Raw genomic sequence first — 14683 nt, 5'->3', positions numbered from 1 at the left:
ACTGACCATAGACTCCAAACATAATTTAGTGACAAATGTGACAACTTATTTAGATAACCACTACGGTTTGCTTGGCAAACAGTCCGTACAACGAAGCTAATTTATGTACTGAAACTGTCTATTCTAATTGAAAAGGTATGGATACAAAGCTCTATGAAATTTTATAAGTGCTCTACCAATATGGGGAAAATTGTAACCATCTAGCTAATCAGTCAATTTTAAGTTAAGAAACTCAAGGACATCTCCAGTTTTGATTATTTATATATCGTCACCGTCAAGCTCTTTATAAATTAGTTATGGTTACCTACCACTAATTAAATCCATGTATCATTTCATGCCTTAGTAATTGCGTCGTGATTTGGTAGGTAGTTGTATCGAAATTCGTATTTAGTTGCTTTTCTGCTCTTATATTTAGGTTTCGGACTATTTCTAAGTAGCTGTGCTGACTATTTACTTTGAGGCCTAGCTATTTAGTTTCTAGTTAATGTTATTGTTTTTACTTCTATGCATACGCAACCGTTAAGCCGACTTTCTATATTTGTAGACGGGAATAATATGTTTTATGCCCAGCAAAAAAATGGCTGGTTTTTTGACCCTAAGCGTGTTCTTGAGTACTTTACTAACGAAACAGTTCCTTCAACCTTAATCAATGCATTTTGGTATACAGGTCTAAAAGATCCACAAGATCAGCGCGGTTTTCGGGATGCTCTCATTAGTCTTGGCTACACCGTACGCACTAAGATTTTGAAAGAATATTACGACGATAACTCCGGACGCTATTCTCAAAAGGCAAACCTGGATATCGAAATCGTCGTTGATATGTTTAACACCGCTGCCCAATATGATCGAGTTGTCTTATTCAGTGGTGATGGTGACTTTGAGCGAGCAATTGAGTTGCTGCGTTCTAAGAACACCCATATTACTGTAGTGTCCACAGAGGGCATGATTGCTCGGGAGCTACGTAACGCAACGGATCGATACATCGATTTGAACTCGGTTAGACGTTACATCGAAAAAGATTGATGTTAAGTTCCTCGTCTATGGGGGACTGTCATACTTTCTAAGTCTGGTCCTAGAGGAATGATGCCACCTGGGTTGAGGGGAAATAAATTGCCAAAATAGTCTCGCTTAATGGCATCAACATCACAGGTTTTGGCTACCCCAGGAAGCTGATAAATATCTCGTAAATAGCCGCTGAGATGTTCGTATTCGGAGATCCGGCGGCGATTACATTTAAAGAGGCCATAGTAGGCTACATCAAAACGAATCAAGGTGGTAAATAAGCGTATATCTGCCAGAGTTATTGAACTACCACACAAATAGCGAGAGGTTGCTAGAGTAGTATCAATGACGTCTAAGGTCTCAAATAAATCGTTGCAAGCAGCTTCATAGGCGGCTTGGGTTTGGGCAAACCCACAGCGATAGACGCCGTTATTTACGGCACTATAGATTCGCTTATTCCATTGGTCAATGTCGGAACGTAGCTCAACAGGATAAAGTTCAAGGTTAGGTTGAGTGGCCCAGTTATTAAAGGCTGCGTTCAAAATCTCAATAATTTCAGAACTCTCATTATTGACAATAGTATTTGTCTGGCTATCCCAAAGGACAGGGACTGTAGCTCGACCCTGATATCCAAGCTGAGCCTTGGCATAAAACTGAGGCATGGTACGACAGTCGAGGGAGTCCTGTTTGGAAGGTTGATCAAAGATCCAACAGCCTTCATCACCCGACGGGGAAACAACAGTAATCGCAATAGCTGAATCTAAACCTTTAATAGCACGAACAATCAGGGTGCGATGGGCCCAGGGACATCCCATGCCAACAATCAACCGATAACGTTGAGTGCTTGCAGGAAATTTTTCGGAGGGGATGCGATCGCAAAATACACTTTTCGGTCTCTGATAAGCCCCTCCCTGGTCGCTAGGAGCCATCTGGGACATCATAGTCCGCCATAGAAGCGTCCAAATGGTTTTAGCAGTACGAATGAGTAGGCTAGGAGGAAGCGCCATGGGAAATAGTAGAAGAAAGGAGAACGGAGAAATACGGAGGTTGAGTAGACGATGCTCGCCAAACTACGCTCTTTAAATACGTTGTTTTGTCCAAGCTCCAAGAATTGGAATATTGGTAGTTTGATCTGGTTGGATCCTATCCCAATCAAGCCCAGTAGGTTTGGAATGGATATTGTCAGTCACCAAACACCGGGTTGGCGTCACCACCAAATCCAAGCCCCAATCATGGTCCTGCATGGGTAACTCTGATGCAGGAACGACTTGCAAGTCATGAACAGTCGTAACAATCGGCGTAGTTTCAGAAATTAGCTCACATTCTCGGAGCATCGCCAGCTCTAAATCGGCAAAGCCTGCTCCTTTGCCCATGCGACCACCGTTGGCAGCCACAGCCACACAACCAACGACGACCAAGTCAATAGCCTGCATTTCTTCAAAAGCCACCAGTCGTCCATGGACCATGGCTCCACGCATAGAAGCAGCCTCTCGTAGCATCACAGCTTTTGCCTCAAGGTCCGCAGCCTTTAACTCAACAAAACATTTTTCACAAGAGAGTCTAGGCACCGCCATATAAAGAATCTTGCCATCAGCCAAGGCTCGCAAACGTACAGCTGTATGAGGGGAATCAGGATTACATTTAATCACCTGAGCCTGTTGCCATATTTCAGTCTTGGCCAGACAATTCGCTGCAACATCAGCACCAATAAAATCAGGAATATGCCCCACTGGATCACGAGATACAGCATTATGGTGCTTGAGGGTAGACCACACCCGCTGACGGAGGAGGTCTTTAGCAATATGGCGACCGGACCAAGTTAACGTAGACATTGGCACACAGAAACAACCTTTTCTACTTATACATCAGTCATCACTTGCTAAATGTTTCCTAAATCTTTAGAGCTTGGGTCAGCACTGGCCTCTAAGGTTGATAAATCTACTGATGAGTCCTATGGCAAAGAAAACGAAGAAGAAAAAGAAACCAGTTAATCCCAGCCTTGGTTTTGGTAGTCAGTCGTTAACCACGGAGCTTGCCCATGCTGAAGCATTGCTGCGCCGAGAGCAATGGTCAGAGGCAAATTCTCTTCTCACTCAGCTGAAAGTTTCTCACCCTAAGAACTTAGATGTATTAGCCCATTTGTTAGAAGTGTATTACAAGCTGGGGCTGCTGTTACAGTATCAGGCCACCTGCGAAGATTTTTTGGCCATTAAACCCAACGATGCCAGGGTTAATTTTTTGCTGGGATATGCCTATGTGCTCAACTACTATCCGCTATTGGCTGTAAAACAATATCGCCATGCCATTGAACGTTGGCCCGACCATGTCGGCAGTATTGAGGGCAGAGAACATTTAGACATGATTGAGCCCAATTTGTCAGACGTGTTGGGATCCATGGGGCTACGTCACCCGGATGATTGGGAGGTGGGAATTCTCTATGAACAGACGCGAGCCTATACGGAGACCAGTCGATCGGCAAAGGCTATAGAGACAGCACAGTTGCTCATTGAGCTGCGTCCTGACTTTGTTGCTGGTTATAACAGTTTGGCTTTAGCCTATATGGCCAATGATCAATATGGGGATGCAGTCTCCCTACTTCAAACCACTTTAAAAAAGCACTCGGACAGTGTTCTCCTACGAGCAAATCTGATACGGTTTCTTTGCTTGCGGGGTAATTTTGCCGAGGCCGAGGCCCACAAATCACAGTTAATAGCTAACTCTAGTACTGACCTAGATGACTTAACCCGCAAGGCCGAGGCCCTGGCATATTTAGATGATATGGGAGCTATTGTAGACCTGCTGACAACAGTACCACCAGATCCAACCAAGGATGATCGTCCCTTGGTGTCAGGTCTCTTTCATCACTTAGCAGCGGTTGCCTTAGTACACCAAGGGGAACCAGTCACAGCCAGAAAACAGTGGAATATCGCCCTAGAACTACACCCGGACATGGAGGTCGCTAAGGAAAATTTAGATAATTTTGATATGACGTCTACCTTTAAGGAAGGGCCATGGGCGTTTGAGCTCAATAGCTGGGTGGAGAATGGTGCATATCAAGATCTACGGCAGGTGGCTCTGGCAATGACTCCGGAGAGGGAACCACAGCCTGCGCTAGTAGCGGCGGTGGATAAGCTGTTGGCCGACTATCCGTTTGTGAGTGAGATGGTATCAGTGTGGTTAAAGCGGGGCAGTCCCAGAGCACGGATGCTGGCGATGATAATTGCGAAGAGTTGTCCGCATGAGACTCATATTGCAGCTGTAAATGAGTTTGTGGCTGGTACTTACGGCAGTGATTCTCAGCGCTATCATATGGCGGCTTATTTATTGGGTCAACAGAAGTTAAAGACAACAAAGCTGTGGTTCAACGGTGAATGGTGTGACAATCCACCATTAGCGAGTTATGAAATTGTGCCAGAACCACCAGCGGTGGAGTCTCCTGAGGTAAATGAGCTGTTGGATAAAGCGATGAAGAAAATTGCTTTAGAATCTCCTAAAGCAGCGGAAACAGCTGAGGAGTATTTGAAACAGGCATTGATATTAGAACCAGATAATGCTGTGTTGTTGAATAATTTGGCATTGGCATATACACATCAGGGGCAGTTGGTGGAGTCTCGTCAGCTGACGCAGCGGATTATTGATGAGCATCCTGAAGATGTGGATAGCCGAGTAGCGATGGCTCAACTTTATTTACAAGAGGAGAATTTGGCGGCGGCTGAGACTATTTTGGATGGGTTATTACGGCAGCCGCAGTTGACCGAGGATAGTTTGGTAAGTTTGATGCTGACACGGAGTCGGTTGTTGATGTTGCAAGGGAAAGAAGAGATGGCCCGATTATGGTTTCAGGAAGTGTTACCGATGGTGAAAGAACATCCACTGATTCGACAGCTCGGGTTTGGGGTATCCGCGTAAGCCGGGAAATTCTGATCAGGTAAGGAAGTTAGTAGTTCGTGGTTGGTAGTTAGTCCCTAACTGGAGTTTAACGACTAACTACCAACCACCATCTTCCAGAAAACGTCCCGCATTAAGTTGATACCACGGGTTTGGACAAAGCAAATAAAACCATAATCGGAACATCACAAAGGGCGTAATCCTCATTGTTATATTTAGGATCGAGTTCTTTTTACGGACTAAAGATACGAGCAGGATTGGTGGTTGGGAAAAACTGACAAATATCTAGCAGAGGCTTATCAAGGGCCAAGGCAAAGCTTATCGATTTCTAACGCTTCTATAGCTTGCCGTCGCTAAACTAAGCTCCCAAAGGTGATCCCCAACATCGTAATATTATGTAACAGGTTAATTTTCTAGTTATCTCGAACCTTGAACTTTTGTATTCATGAATTTCCTACCGCCGAACGATTGTCTGTTCTGAAACAGGCTGTGAATCCATGAATAACTAATTGCACATCGGCTATATCCCTATTTAGCAGCTGCTCTCTAAAACAGCTAAACCTCATCTTCCTCGAACACCGCTTGTGAACGCTATGAACTCAACTAACTGGCGCTGGAAGCCACTATCAATTCTGCTCTTTGGATTTTCCTTATTGGCAGCGATTGCGCTACATACCATCAATCCGGCAATAGCGATGACCCGAACCACACCAGCCCAAGAGATTCGTGGAGTATGGCTCACCACAAACGATACTGATGTACTCATAGATCAGCCCAAGCTCCATAGTGCCATTGACCAACTGGCCGAGCTGAACTTCAATACCTTATATCCAGTGGTTTGGAATGGAGGCTATGCCTTCTTCGATAGCGGGACAGCTAAGCGAGCTAATATTCAACACTTTGTACGTCGTGGCATCCAAGATTACGACATTCTGACAGAGCTAACCACTAAGGCTCATAGCCAAGGGATGTCCGTCATTCCCTGGTTTGAGTTTGGCTTTATGGCACCGGCCACCTCTGAGCTAGCAACTGTCCATAGTAGTTGGCTGACTGAAAAGCGTAATGGTAGCCGCATAGACACCCGTAGAGACGGTGGCGATATGGTCTGGCTCAATCCCTACAAGCCAGAGGTACAGCAGTTTATTACCCACATGATCTTGGAGCTGATCAGCCGTTACGATGTTGACGGTATTCAGTTTGATGATCACTTTATCTTGCCAGTGGAGTTTGGCTACGATAGCTATACCCGCGCCCTATATAGAGAAGAAACTGGTAAAGATGTCCCCAATGATCCCCATAATCCGTCCTGGGTCAAGTGGCGCGCCGACAAACTAACTGCCTTTGTCAAAACTCTAAATGCGGATCTGAAAGCTCGACGCCGAGACATTATTTTCTCAGTAGCCCCCAATCCCTATGATTTTGCCTACAAAGGACAATTGCAAGATTGGCTAACTTGGGTGCGTCAAGGCTGGGTCGACGAACTGATCGTCCAAATCTATCGAAACAACCTGAACGATTTTCGTCACCAGCTCTATACGTCATCCATCCGGGAAACCCAGCAAAAAATCCCTACTGCAGCAGGCATCTTAACTGGACTACGGAATACCCCTGTGCGGATGAGTTTTATCGAATCAAAAGTTCGAGCAGCTCGATCTGCTGGCTTAGGGATGACATTCTTCTTTTACGAAAGTCTTTGGGAAGATGCACCTGAACCTGCAGATACACGGCAGGCCAGTTTCCGCAATCTGTTTGCAACGCCAACACAACGAGGAGATTATCGGGCAGCGGCGGCTTAACCCCTACGCCAACAACCACGCTATCCTAAAACCGGTAACCCTCCTTATCAGCGACGACTCAATGGCAGTATTAAACCAGCAGCGTGTTGTAATTTTGGGTGGCGGCTTCGGCGGCCTGTATACGGCTCTTGCCCTGAGCAAACTACCTTGGGATAAGACAGCCAAACCAGAGATTACTTTGGTCGATCAGCGAGATCGCTTCTTATTCGCACCATTGCTATATGAGCTGGTAACCGACGAGTTACAAACCTGGGAAATTGCACCACCCTACGCTGAGCTATTAGCAGGCACCGGTATTAAGTTTCATCAGAGTGGGGTGACGGGTATTGATACAACCGCTAATTCAGTCTTTTTAGAGGATGCTGCTGTACTGCCTTACGATCGGCTAGTGCTAGCTCTCGGGGGTGAAACACCGATGGATATGGCACCGGGGGTACAAGAACATGCGATCGCATTTCGCACCCTCAAGGATACCTATGCCCTCAAAGAACGCCTCCGGGAGATCGAAAGCTCCGACACCGATAAAATTCGGGTAGCGGTCGTCGGCGGTGGCTATAGTGGCGTAGAACTCGTCTGTAAAATCGCTGAACGTCTGGGTGAGCGAGGTCGGTTGCGGATTGTTGAACGCGGCACCGCTATCCTGCAAAATTCACCAGAGTTTAACCAAAAAGCGGCCCAAGATGCCCTCACAGATAAAGGCATCTGGATCGACTACGAAACTACCGTGACCGAAGTCGGCGTCGATACCATTTCACTACGATACAAAGATCAAACTGATGTTCTACCTGTAGATCTCGTGCTCTGGACTGTCGGCAACCGGGTCAATCCTCTAATCATGAGCCTGCCCTTCGAAAAAAACGAGCGTCAGCAACTCAAAATTCAACCTACTCTACAGCTGCAAGACCAAGACCATATCTTTGCCCTTGGGGATCTAGCCGATGGCAAAGATGCCGATGACAATACCGTACCCACTACTGCTCAGGCTGCACTTCAGCAAGCCGACTACACTGCCTGGAATATCTGGGCATCCCTCACAGGAAGGCCCCCCCTTCCCTTCAGATATCAGCATCTGGGAGAAATGATGACCCTAGGCAATGACACTGCCACACTCACAGGTCTAGGACTCAAATTAGACGGCACTACTGCCCACATCGTTCGACGACTAACCTATCTATACCGCATGCCCACCTTTGAACATCAGCTACGAGTGGGCCTAAATTGGATTAGTCAGCCTCTGAGAGAGCTATTGTCAGTGTCATAAAGACTGGTTTAATTTTCACTATTGCCACTTGCCCATGTCTAAGCCCAAAGTCATCTTCCTCGACGCCGTCGGCACTCTCTTTGGTGTCAAGGGTAGCGTCGGTGAGGTATATCAAACTCTGTCTAATCAAGCAGGGGTAGGTGCCTCAGCAAAGCAGCTCGATCAAGCATTTTACCGAAGCTTTGCTGCAGCCAATGCCATGGCATTCCCTGATGTGTCTAACGTTGAAATCCCACACCGTGAATATCTATGGTGGTTGGCCATTGCCAAAGATACATTCCAACGAGCCGGTATCTTTCAGGAGTTTTCGGACTTTGAGGGATTCTTTGAAGGGGTCTATCAATACTTTGCCACTGCTGAACCTTGGATAGTCTATGACGATACGCTGAGTTCACTACAGCGTTGGCAAACCATGGACATTTCCCTCGGCATCATTTCCAACTTTGACTCCCGCATATATGCAGTTTTAGAGGCCCTCAACCTCAAACAATACTTTGAGAGCATTACCATCTCCACTGAAGCAGGTGCAGCCAAGCCTGCCCCCCTGATATTTACCACCGCTTTGGAAAAGCATGGTTGCAGACCTCAAGAAGCATGGCATGTAGGCGATAGTCGCAAAGATGATGTCAAAGGAGCTGAAGCAGTTGGAATCAGGGGGATATGGCTCAAACGTCCCAGTCAAACTAAAATTCAAGCTCCTAGAATTGCCTAACTCAAGCCCATGATGAAAGGCTAAGGCTCTCCCCTCCCACTTGCCCTTTCACCTGAACTATGGTCAAACATAACCCGACCAATGACTGAAGTTAAAAGGGGCCAGCATAGTCCCTCAACCTATGGTTTCCGTCAACAATGTCAGTCCGACTCCAATCACCATAAAGCGCAGGCTATAAAACCTGTCCCCTGGCCATTTCGGCCATAAGTTTACTATGATCCTGCCAGGTCACCCTTGACAACAGTACATAGATTTATTCGATAGCTAATCTAAACTAAAGATTGAGTTTGTTCTGGAGAACCCACGACTCATCACAAGTTACGCTTGTCATTAACCCAATCCCATCGTTTCTAGTCGTCAACTGTGTCTCAAAAACAACAAAATCCCTGGATCGAAGGTCTCCAAACTATCGGCCTTAGCATTGCACTTGCTCTAGGTATTCGTCAATTTGTAGCCGAAGCACGCTATATTCCCTCCGAGTCCATGAAGCCCACCTTGCAGATTAATGATCGCTTGGTTATCGAAAAACTCAGTTATCGCTTTCAAGAACCCCAGAGAGGCGATATCGTTGTTTTTTGGCCCCCGTCAGAAATTGTGCCTGCCGGACAAAAGAAGGATGCATTTATTAAGCGAATTGTGGGACTGCCGGGCGATACCGTAGAAGTCACTGAAGGCATTGTTCTAGTCAATGGTGAGGCCCAGGATGAAAGCTATATTCAGTCTCCGCCTACCTATGAGCAGGATCCGCTAACCATTCCAGCAGGTAACTATTTTGTGCTCGGCGACAACCGCAATGCCAGCTACGACAGTCATGCATGGGATATTTCTAAACCCTTTGTGCCCGAGGATCAGATTATCGGCAAGGCCATTGTCCGGTTTTGGCCCCCCACTCGTGTTGGTGGTTTAGATTAATAAAATGTACTAGGGTGCTCCTATCTAACTGGGATCAATTGCCGTGGCTGATCAAAACCAAACCTCAAAAGACTCAAAAGATACGAACATTTGGATTGAAAGTCTGCAAACGATTGGTCTTAGCGTCGTGCTTGCTCTGGGTATTCGTCAGTTTGTGGCCGAAGCTCGCTACATTCCAACGGGGTCTATGGAACCCACTCTGCAGGTAAACGATCGACTGGTAGTCGAAAAAATCAGCTATCACCTTACTGTCCCCAAACGTGGAGATATTGTAGTTTTTTGGCCTCCTGAGGAAATAACTCCGGCAGGGAAGCCACGCAACGCCTTTATTAAACGGGTCATTGGTTTACCTGGGGATACAGTGGAAGTTGCAAATGGAAAAGTACTGATCAACGATGAACCCATTGATGAGAAGTACATCAAATCCCCTCCTAACTATCCATGGGGGCCCACAACGGTACCCGAAGGAAATTACCTCGTCTTTGGCGACAATCGTAATAACAGTGTTGATAGCCATGCCTGGCCGCGACCGTTTTTGCCAGAAGATCAAATTATCGGTAAGGCCGTTGTGAGGTTTTGGCCTCCAAATCGGATCGGGTTACTCAAACGGGATTAGAGGGCAACAAAATCGCATATCTAGATCCAAATATGCTTGGCATGACCGTAGATAGTTTGCTGACTATAGGGTGTATTGATGGCATCACAGCCCAGGGTCTCTGATGTCGCTAACCACTCGTAGTTTGGGTCAAAGAGTACTAAATTGGCAGGGGCACCCACTTCTATGGCTGCTGTTTCAAGGCCTAAGCACCGAGCAGGATGCAAACTAAGATAACTCCATAACTGCAAGGCAGTCCATCGGTTAGTGGTGACAAAGGCCCGCCAAAGGGCAGGCAATGCTAGCTGTAAGCCAATCGCCCCCGGAGGAGCAATACTAAATGGCACAGCTTTTTCTTCATAGGTATGGGCACAGTGATCGACTGCGATCGCATCCAACGTCCCATCTTCCAACCCGGCAATCAGTGCTTCGCGGTCTTCAGGCGTACCCAAAGGAGGAGCTAAACGTAAACTAGGCGCATAGCTATCCAAATCAGCCGTACTAAACAGCAAATGTAACCAAGTCACACTGGCAGTAATTGGCAGCCCCCGGTCTTTAGCATCCCGAATCAACTCAACACTACGAGCAGTGGAAATCCTCATGAGATGCACCGGGCGTAAACTAAGAGCCACTTCTTCTAGAAGGGCAGTTAACGGTCTTGTTTCAGACGTCATCGGTAAGGGCAATAGACCTAGACGAATAGCATCTGCACCGTCACGGCAAATACCCATTTGAGCGAGATCACATGGCCATAAGCCTAAAGGTAAAGACAGCGACTGCGCATATTCCAACAACCGCTGTACCATTCGCCCGTTACCGAGGGATTGACCATCGGACAATCCCACAACCCCAGTCATACTTAGTTCCAGCAAATTCGTTAGCCGTTCACCTTGGGTGCCCTGAGTAATCGCCCCCCAAGGGATCACTTGGGGCTTGCCTGGATCATTACTGGCCAACCGCTGCACCACCTGGGCCGGACTATCAACGGCAGGGATAGTATTCGGCAAAACTCCAACGCGAGTAAATCCACCTCGGGCAGCTGCCTGTTGCAACTGCTCTAGAGTTTCTCGGGATTCATGCCCTGGCTCACCGGTCTGACTATAAAGGTCAACCAAACCAGGCCCCAATAAACAGCCCTGACCATCAATCTCTGGAATATCATCCCCAGACAGATCAAGAAATGGCTCTATCGCCTGAATAAAACCATCTCGTATGAGTACATCCTTCAGATGATCCCCCTGATATAGCGGATCTAGTATGCGCACCCCTCGTATCCAACTATCCATGATTTTCAGGCCACGATTTTCAGGAATTCTCAATCGTTGACTTACAGCGCACCTGCTGCAGTCATATCAAACAGGCTGCCCGATAAGTGGGCCGTAATATTAGCCGCACTCAGCATTGGTTCACTATCCACCCCCTCTGGATAATCAATCACACTAACCGCGCCATTACCCTGCTTAAACTGCCAGAAAGCCTCTGGCCCCAAGCCAGTGACATAGCACAAAATCGCCTTATTAATAGCATCATGGGCCACCACAAGTACGGTTTTAGGTGTTTCTTGCTGACTGTACTGGGCCACAATCTCATGCCAAGCCTTAACCGCCCGGTCCCAAACATCCTGCAAATTTTCACCATCCGGCATCTGTACCGTTTCAGGCTTTGTTTGCCAAGCTGCCAACATGCCAGGAAAACCGGCCTCAATTTCATGTTCAAACTTGCCTTCCCATTGGCCATGGCTGATTTCCCATAGACCTTTGGTTACGGCCAAGGACACATCAGAATGCTGATTCAAAATGATCTCAGCGGTTTCCTTAGGTCGCATCATCGAGCTGGAGACTGCTCCATCAATAGGAATCCCTTTTAGGAATGCTCCCGCCTGAGATGCCTGGGCGCGCCCATTATCATTCAAAGGAATATCAATCTGGCCTTGGAAGCGCGATTCACGGTTCCACTCGGTTTCTCCGTGACGTACCAACAACAATCGCGGTCCTTTAAAACCGCTACGCAAGGCAGGTACTGCAGAGCCTACATGACTCGTAGAGTTCATTGATTCTAGCTGCGCACGCGCTTGAACCCCCTCTCCCCAACCCCCTGGAAAATTTAGAACACTAATACCACAGTTTGCCTGATACAGACGATTAAGGGACTCAGGCCCCAGACCAATAGCTGTGCCCACCAAGGCTCGATTAATTGCACTGTGGGCTACCACCAACAAAGTTTGTCCCTGATGCTGAGCGAGCAACTGCCGCCAAAAGTCTGCCGCCTGTTGCCATATTGCCCGCACCGGATAAAACGCCTGGGTCGATCCGTCAGCTTGGGGCACAGACATTTTAAGTGCCTTTGGATCGTGCCGCCATGCCTTATATTCTTCAGGATACTGAGCCTCAACATCAGTAAACGACATGGCCTCCCACAAAGGCAGACTAATCTCCTTGAGCAAATCAGTTGATTGAGGCGAAATACCACCAATAACCTCAGTAATCAGCGCTGCCGTTCGAGCCGCCCGCTTGAGAGGACTGCAATAAACTGCATCAATGGAAATACCTTTTATAAACTGGCCTACCTGACGAGCCTGATCTTCACCTTTTTCAGTCAAAAGTGACTCATCATGATGCCCTTGAATAATACGTTTCACATTAAATGTACTTTCACCGTGCCGAACAACGATCACACGTGTTTTCAAGGGTCTATCCTCTCTCGACTGTACTGGATTAGGTCAAACAGTGTTGATTGTACGTGATCTTAACCGGCCTATGGGTGAGATCATTCAAAGTAAAAACTCAAATAGGTCTATGACAATTTGCGTAGGCCAATCAGATGTCTGGCGGATGTATATAAAGCTTTTTGAAGTTGTCATGAGTTAAAGACGTCGAATCTTTGAGTAAGCTTAAAATTCTTGACTTTCTAAACTTCACACCTAGCCATTAGGATCAAATCAAGCAATATCAATATGACCTCAAAAGCCTTTATGTCAAGGCATTAGGGCCTTTACTTTTTTTTCTCAGAACAAAGTATCTAACATCCATGGTTTCACCCTAACGGTACTCGTTCAGTCTGATGAACAATTAAACATATGCTTACTGCAAGGCACTCATATGAAATCTGCGAAGACTCTTGTTAGTCAAAACAATCATGGCCAAGATAACGTTAACAGTCAGTCTGCTGCTGATACCCAAGCAAGCCAAGATAATACAATGGCGTTAGTATATCCCGACGGCCGCGTTACCAATGTCGAAGTACGTCAGAAAAAATCTTTTTCATAAAAAACTAGGACTCACATTCGCTACCTACAGATGTCCTTATCTAGCACTCTACGGCAGCTCATCCACTTTTTTCTGACACCTCCTTGCCCAATCTGTCAGCGTTCAGCATCAGAAATATTGTGCACCGACTGTCATCGACAAATTTTAGGTTACTCGTGGTCAGGCTCCACTCAGGGTAATACGCTTGGAGCAGCTGGCACATTAGCATTGCCCAACAACACGGCGCTACCTGTATTTGCATGGGGACAATACCGTGGGTTACTCAAGCAAACATTAGCTTTGCTGAAATATGGAAATCAGGACGAACTTGGGAATTGGTTAGGCTTTCAACTGGGCCAATATTGGCTTCGTAACGGATACCACAAGACATATCATCCACAGCCTGTGGTTATTCCAATTCCACTGCATAATCAAAAACTGCAGCAACGAGGTTACAATCAAGCAGCTCTGATAGCCAAAGGTTTTTGTCGAGTCACTGGATTAGCCCTAGCAGAACATGGCTTAATTCGAACCAAAGCAACCTCTGCCATGTATACCCTAGATGCTCAGGACAGACAAAAAAATCTCGCTAATGCATTTCAACTCGGCACAGCTTTACCCACCACCCTGAAACCCATTCTGATCATTGACGATATCTACACTACAGGTGCCACTGCTCATGCAGCCACCATTCCCTTGGTAAAAGCAGGCTATAACATCATCGGCATCACTACTGTGGCTCGATCGCTTTTTTCGCGCTCATAGGATTAGTTACGAGCACACTACCCTGGTCATCAAAAACTAAACTCGCATCCAAACCTGTAATTTGCTCAAACTGTCCAGGTGTTAATAGCGTGGTAATAGAATCAAACGTTAGAGAACGTGAATTGGCAGCTTTCACGCCTAAAGACGTAGTACTCACACACGTAGAATTGAGAGTACTCAATTCAGTCTTAGCCTGACTGGAGCATTCTGAATCCGACTGCCATAGACGCAATCTTTCATGCACACCCTGCAGAAAAGGCATTCCCCTCTGCATAGGCACCTCTGACCATCCTTTAACAATAGATTCAGTTAAGGCAAGTTCTATCAATGATTGGGGATAGACATCCAATAGCTGGGACAAACAAGCCGCAAATTTATCGTCGTCACCATCTAACCGATAGCTATCGACAATATGCTGTACTCGTTGCTGAGAAATACGTTCTTGAAAGTCCATATGTCGAAAGTTTAAATATCAGCAATGCGCTCAACCTGACATAACCAACAGAT

14 protein-coding genes are annotated in these 14683 nt (G+C 46.6%); 9 read left to right on the top strand and 5 right to left on the bottom strand.

Annotated features, from left to right (window positions below):
- Positions 1–504 precede the first annotated feature (504 nt).
- Entirely contained in the window at positions 505–1023 is a 519-nt protein-coding gene (locus IXB50_RS14175) for a LabA-like NYN domain-containing protein (protein ID WP_215609631.1), read from the top strand.
- Positions 1024–1025: 2 nt separating this feature from the next.
- Here the strand turns inward: IXB50_RS14175 and IXB50_RS14170 are convergent, their stop codons facing one another.
- A complete protein-coding gene (locus IXB50_RS14170) occupies positions 1026–2009 on the bottom strand; it encodes a glutathione S-transferase family protein (RefSeq protein WP_215609630.1) in 984 nt (327 codons plus the stop codon).
- Positions 2010–2081: 72 nt separating this feature from the next.
- A complete protein-coding gene (locus IXB50_RS14165; RefSeq protein ID WP_215609629.1) occupies positions 2082–2834 on the bottom strand; it encodes a 5-formyltetrahydrofolate cyclo-ligase in 753 nt (250 codons plus the stop codon).
- Between the two features lie 121 nt (positions 2835–2955).
- On the opposite strand from IXB50_RS14165, the gene IXB50_RS14160 reads away from it, so the two are divergent.
- The 6 genes from IXB50_RS14160 (at position 2956) to lepB (IXB50_RS14135) (ending at position 10187) form a co-directional block, all read left to right on the top strand.
- Positions 2956–4911, top strand: a complete 1956-nt coding sequence (locus IXB50_RS14160) for a tetratricopeptide repeat protein (protein WP_215609628.1) — start codon at positions 2956–2958, stop codon at positions 4909–4911.
- 572 nt (positions 4912–5483) lie between these two features.
- A complete protein-coding gene (locus tag IXB50_RS14155; protein ID WP_215609627.1) occupies positions 5484–6686 on the top strand; it encodes a glycoside hydrolase family 10 protein in 1203 nt (400 codons plus the stop codon).
- 61 nt (positions 6687–6747) lie between these two features.
- Positions 6748–7947 carry an NAD(P)/FAD-dependent oxidoreductase gene (locus tag IXB50_RS14150; protein ID WP_215609646.1) on the top strand — a complete coding sequence of 400 codons (1200 nt, stop codon included), beginning with the start codon at positions 6748–6750 and terminating at the stop codon, positions 7945–7947.
- A 34-nt stretch (positions 7948–7981) separates the two neighbouring features.
- Positions 7982–8659: an HAD-IA family hydrolase gene (locus IXB50_RS14145; RefSeq protein ID WP_215609626.1), complete on the top strand. Its 678-nt coding sequence runs from the start codon at positions 7982–7984 to the stop codon at positions 8657–8659.
- A 363-nt stretch (positions 8660–9022) separates the two neighbouring features.
- Positions 9023–9571, top strand: a complete 549-nt coding sequence (gene lepB, locus IXB50_RS14140; RefSeq protein ID WP_215609625.1) for a signal peptidase I — start codon at positions 9023–9025, stop codon at positions 9569–9571.
- A gap of 37 nt (positions 9572–9608) precedes the next feature.
- On the top strand, positions 9609–10187 hold the full coding sequence (lepB, locus tag IXB50_RS14135) for a signal peptidase I (RefSeq protein ID WP_215609645.1): 579 nt from the start codon (positions 9609–9611) through the stop codon (positions 10185–10187).
- Between the two features lie 20 nt (positions 10188–10207).
- Here the strand turns inward: lepB (IXB50_RS14135) and IXB50_RS14130 are convergent, their stop codons facing one another.
- Together IXB50_RS14130 and IXB50_RS14125 are read right to left on the bottom strand one after the other, a co-directional pair.
- Positions 10208–11452: a dihydroorotase gene (locus IXB50_RS14130; RefSeq protein ID WP_215609624.1), complete on the bottom strand. Its 1245-nt coding sequence runs from the start codon at positions 11450–11452 to the stop codon at positions 10208–10210.
- 41 nt (positions 11453–11493) lie between these two features.
- On the bottom strand, positions 11494–12852 hold the full coding sequence (locus IXB50_RS14125) for a histidine phosphatase family protein (RefSeq protein ID WP_215609623.1): 1359 nt from the start codon (positions 12850–12852) through the stop codon (positions 11494–11496).
- A gap of 412 nt (positions 12853–13264) precedes the next feature.
- On the opposite strand from IXB50_RS14125, the gene IXB50_RS14120 reads away from it, so the two are divergent.
- Together IXB50_RS14120 and IXB50_RS14115 are read left to right on the top strand one after the other, a co-directional pair.
- Positions 13265–13432 (top strand): hypothetical protein, encoded by a 168-nt coding sequence (locus IXB50_RS14120; RefSeq protein ID WP_215609622.1) that lies wholly within the window; start codon positions 13265–13267, stop codon positions 13430–13432.
- Positions 13433–13462: 30 nt separating this feature from the next.
- A complete protein-coding gene (locus IXB50_RS14115) occupies positions 13463–14176 on the top strand; it encodes a ComF family protein (RefSeq protein WP_215609621.1) in 714 nt (237 codons plus the stop codon).
- Here IXB50_RS14115 and IXB50_RS14110 read toward each other — a convergent pair.
- Positions 14142–14630 (bottom strand): hypothetical protein, encoded by a 489-nt coding sequence (locus IXB50_RS14110; RefSeq protein ID WP_215609620.1) that lies wholly within the window; start codon positions 14628–14630, stop codon positions 14142–14144. The two genes, IXB50_RS14115 and IXB50_RS14110, sit on opposite strands and share 35 nt — an antisense overlap.
- Positions 14631–14683 lie beyond the last annotated feature (53 nt).

The sequence above is a fragment of the Leptothoe spongobia TAU-MAC 1115 genome (genome assembly GCF_018739885.1).
GTDB lineage: Bacteria > Cyanobacteriota > Cyanobacteriia > Phormidesmidales > Phormidesmidaceae > Leptothoe > Leptothoe spongobia.
The sequence above is the reverse complement of the archived record's forward strand: the minus strand, read 5'-3'. Positions and strand labels throughout refer to the sequence as shown.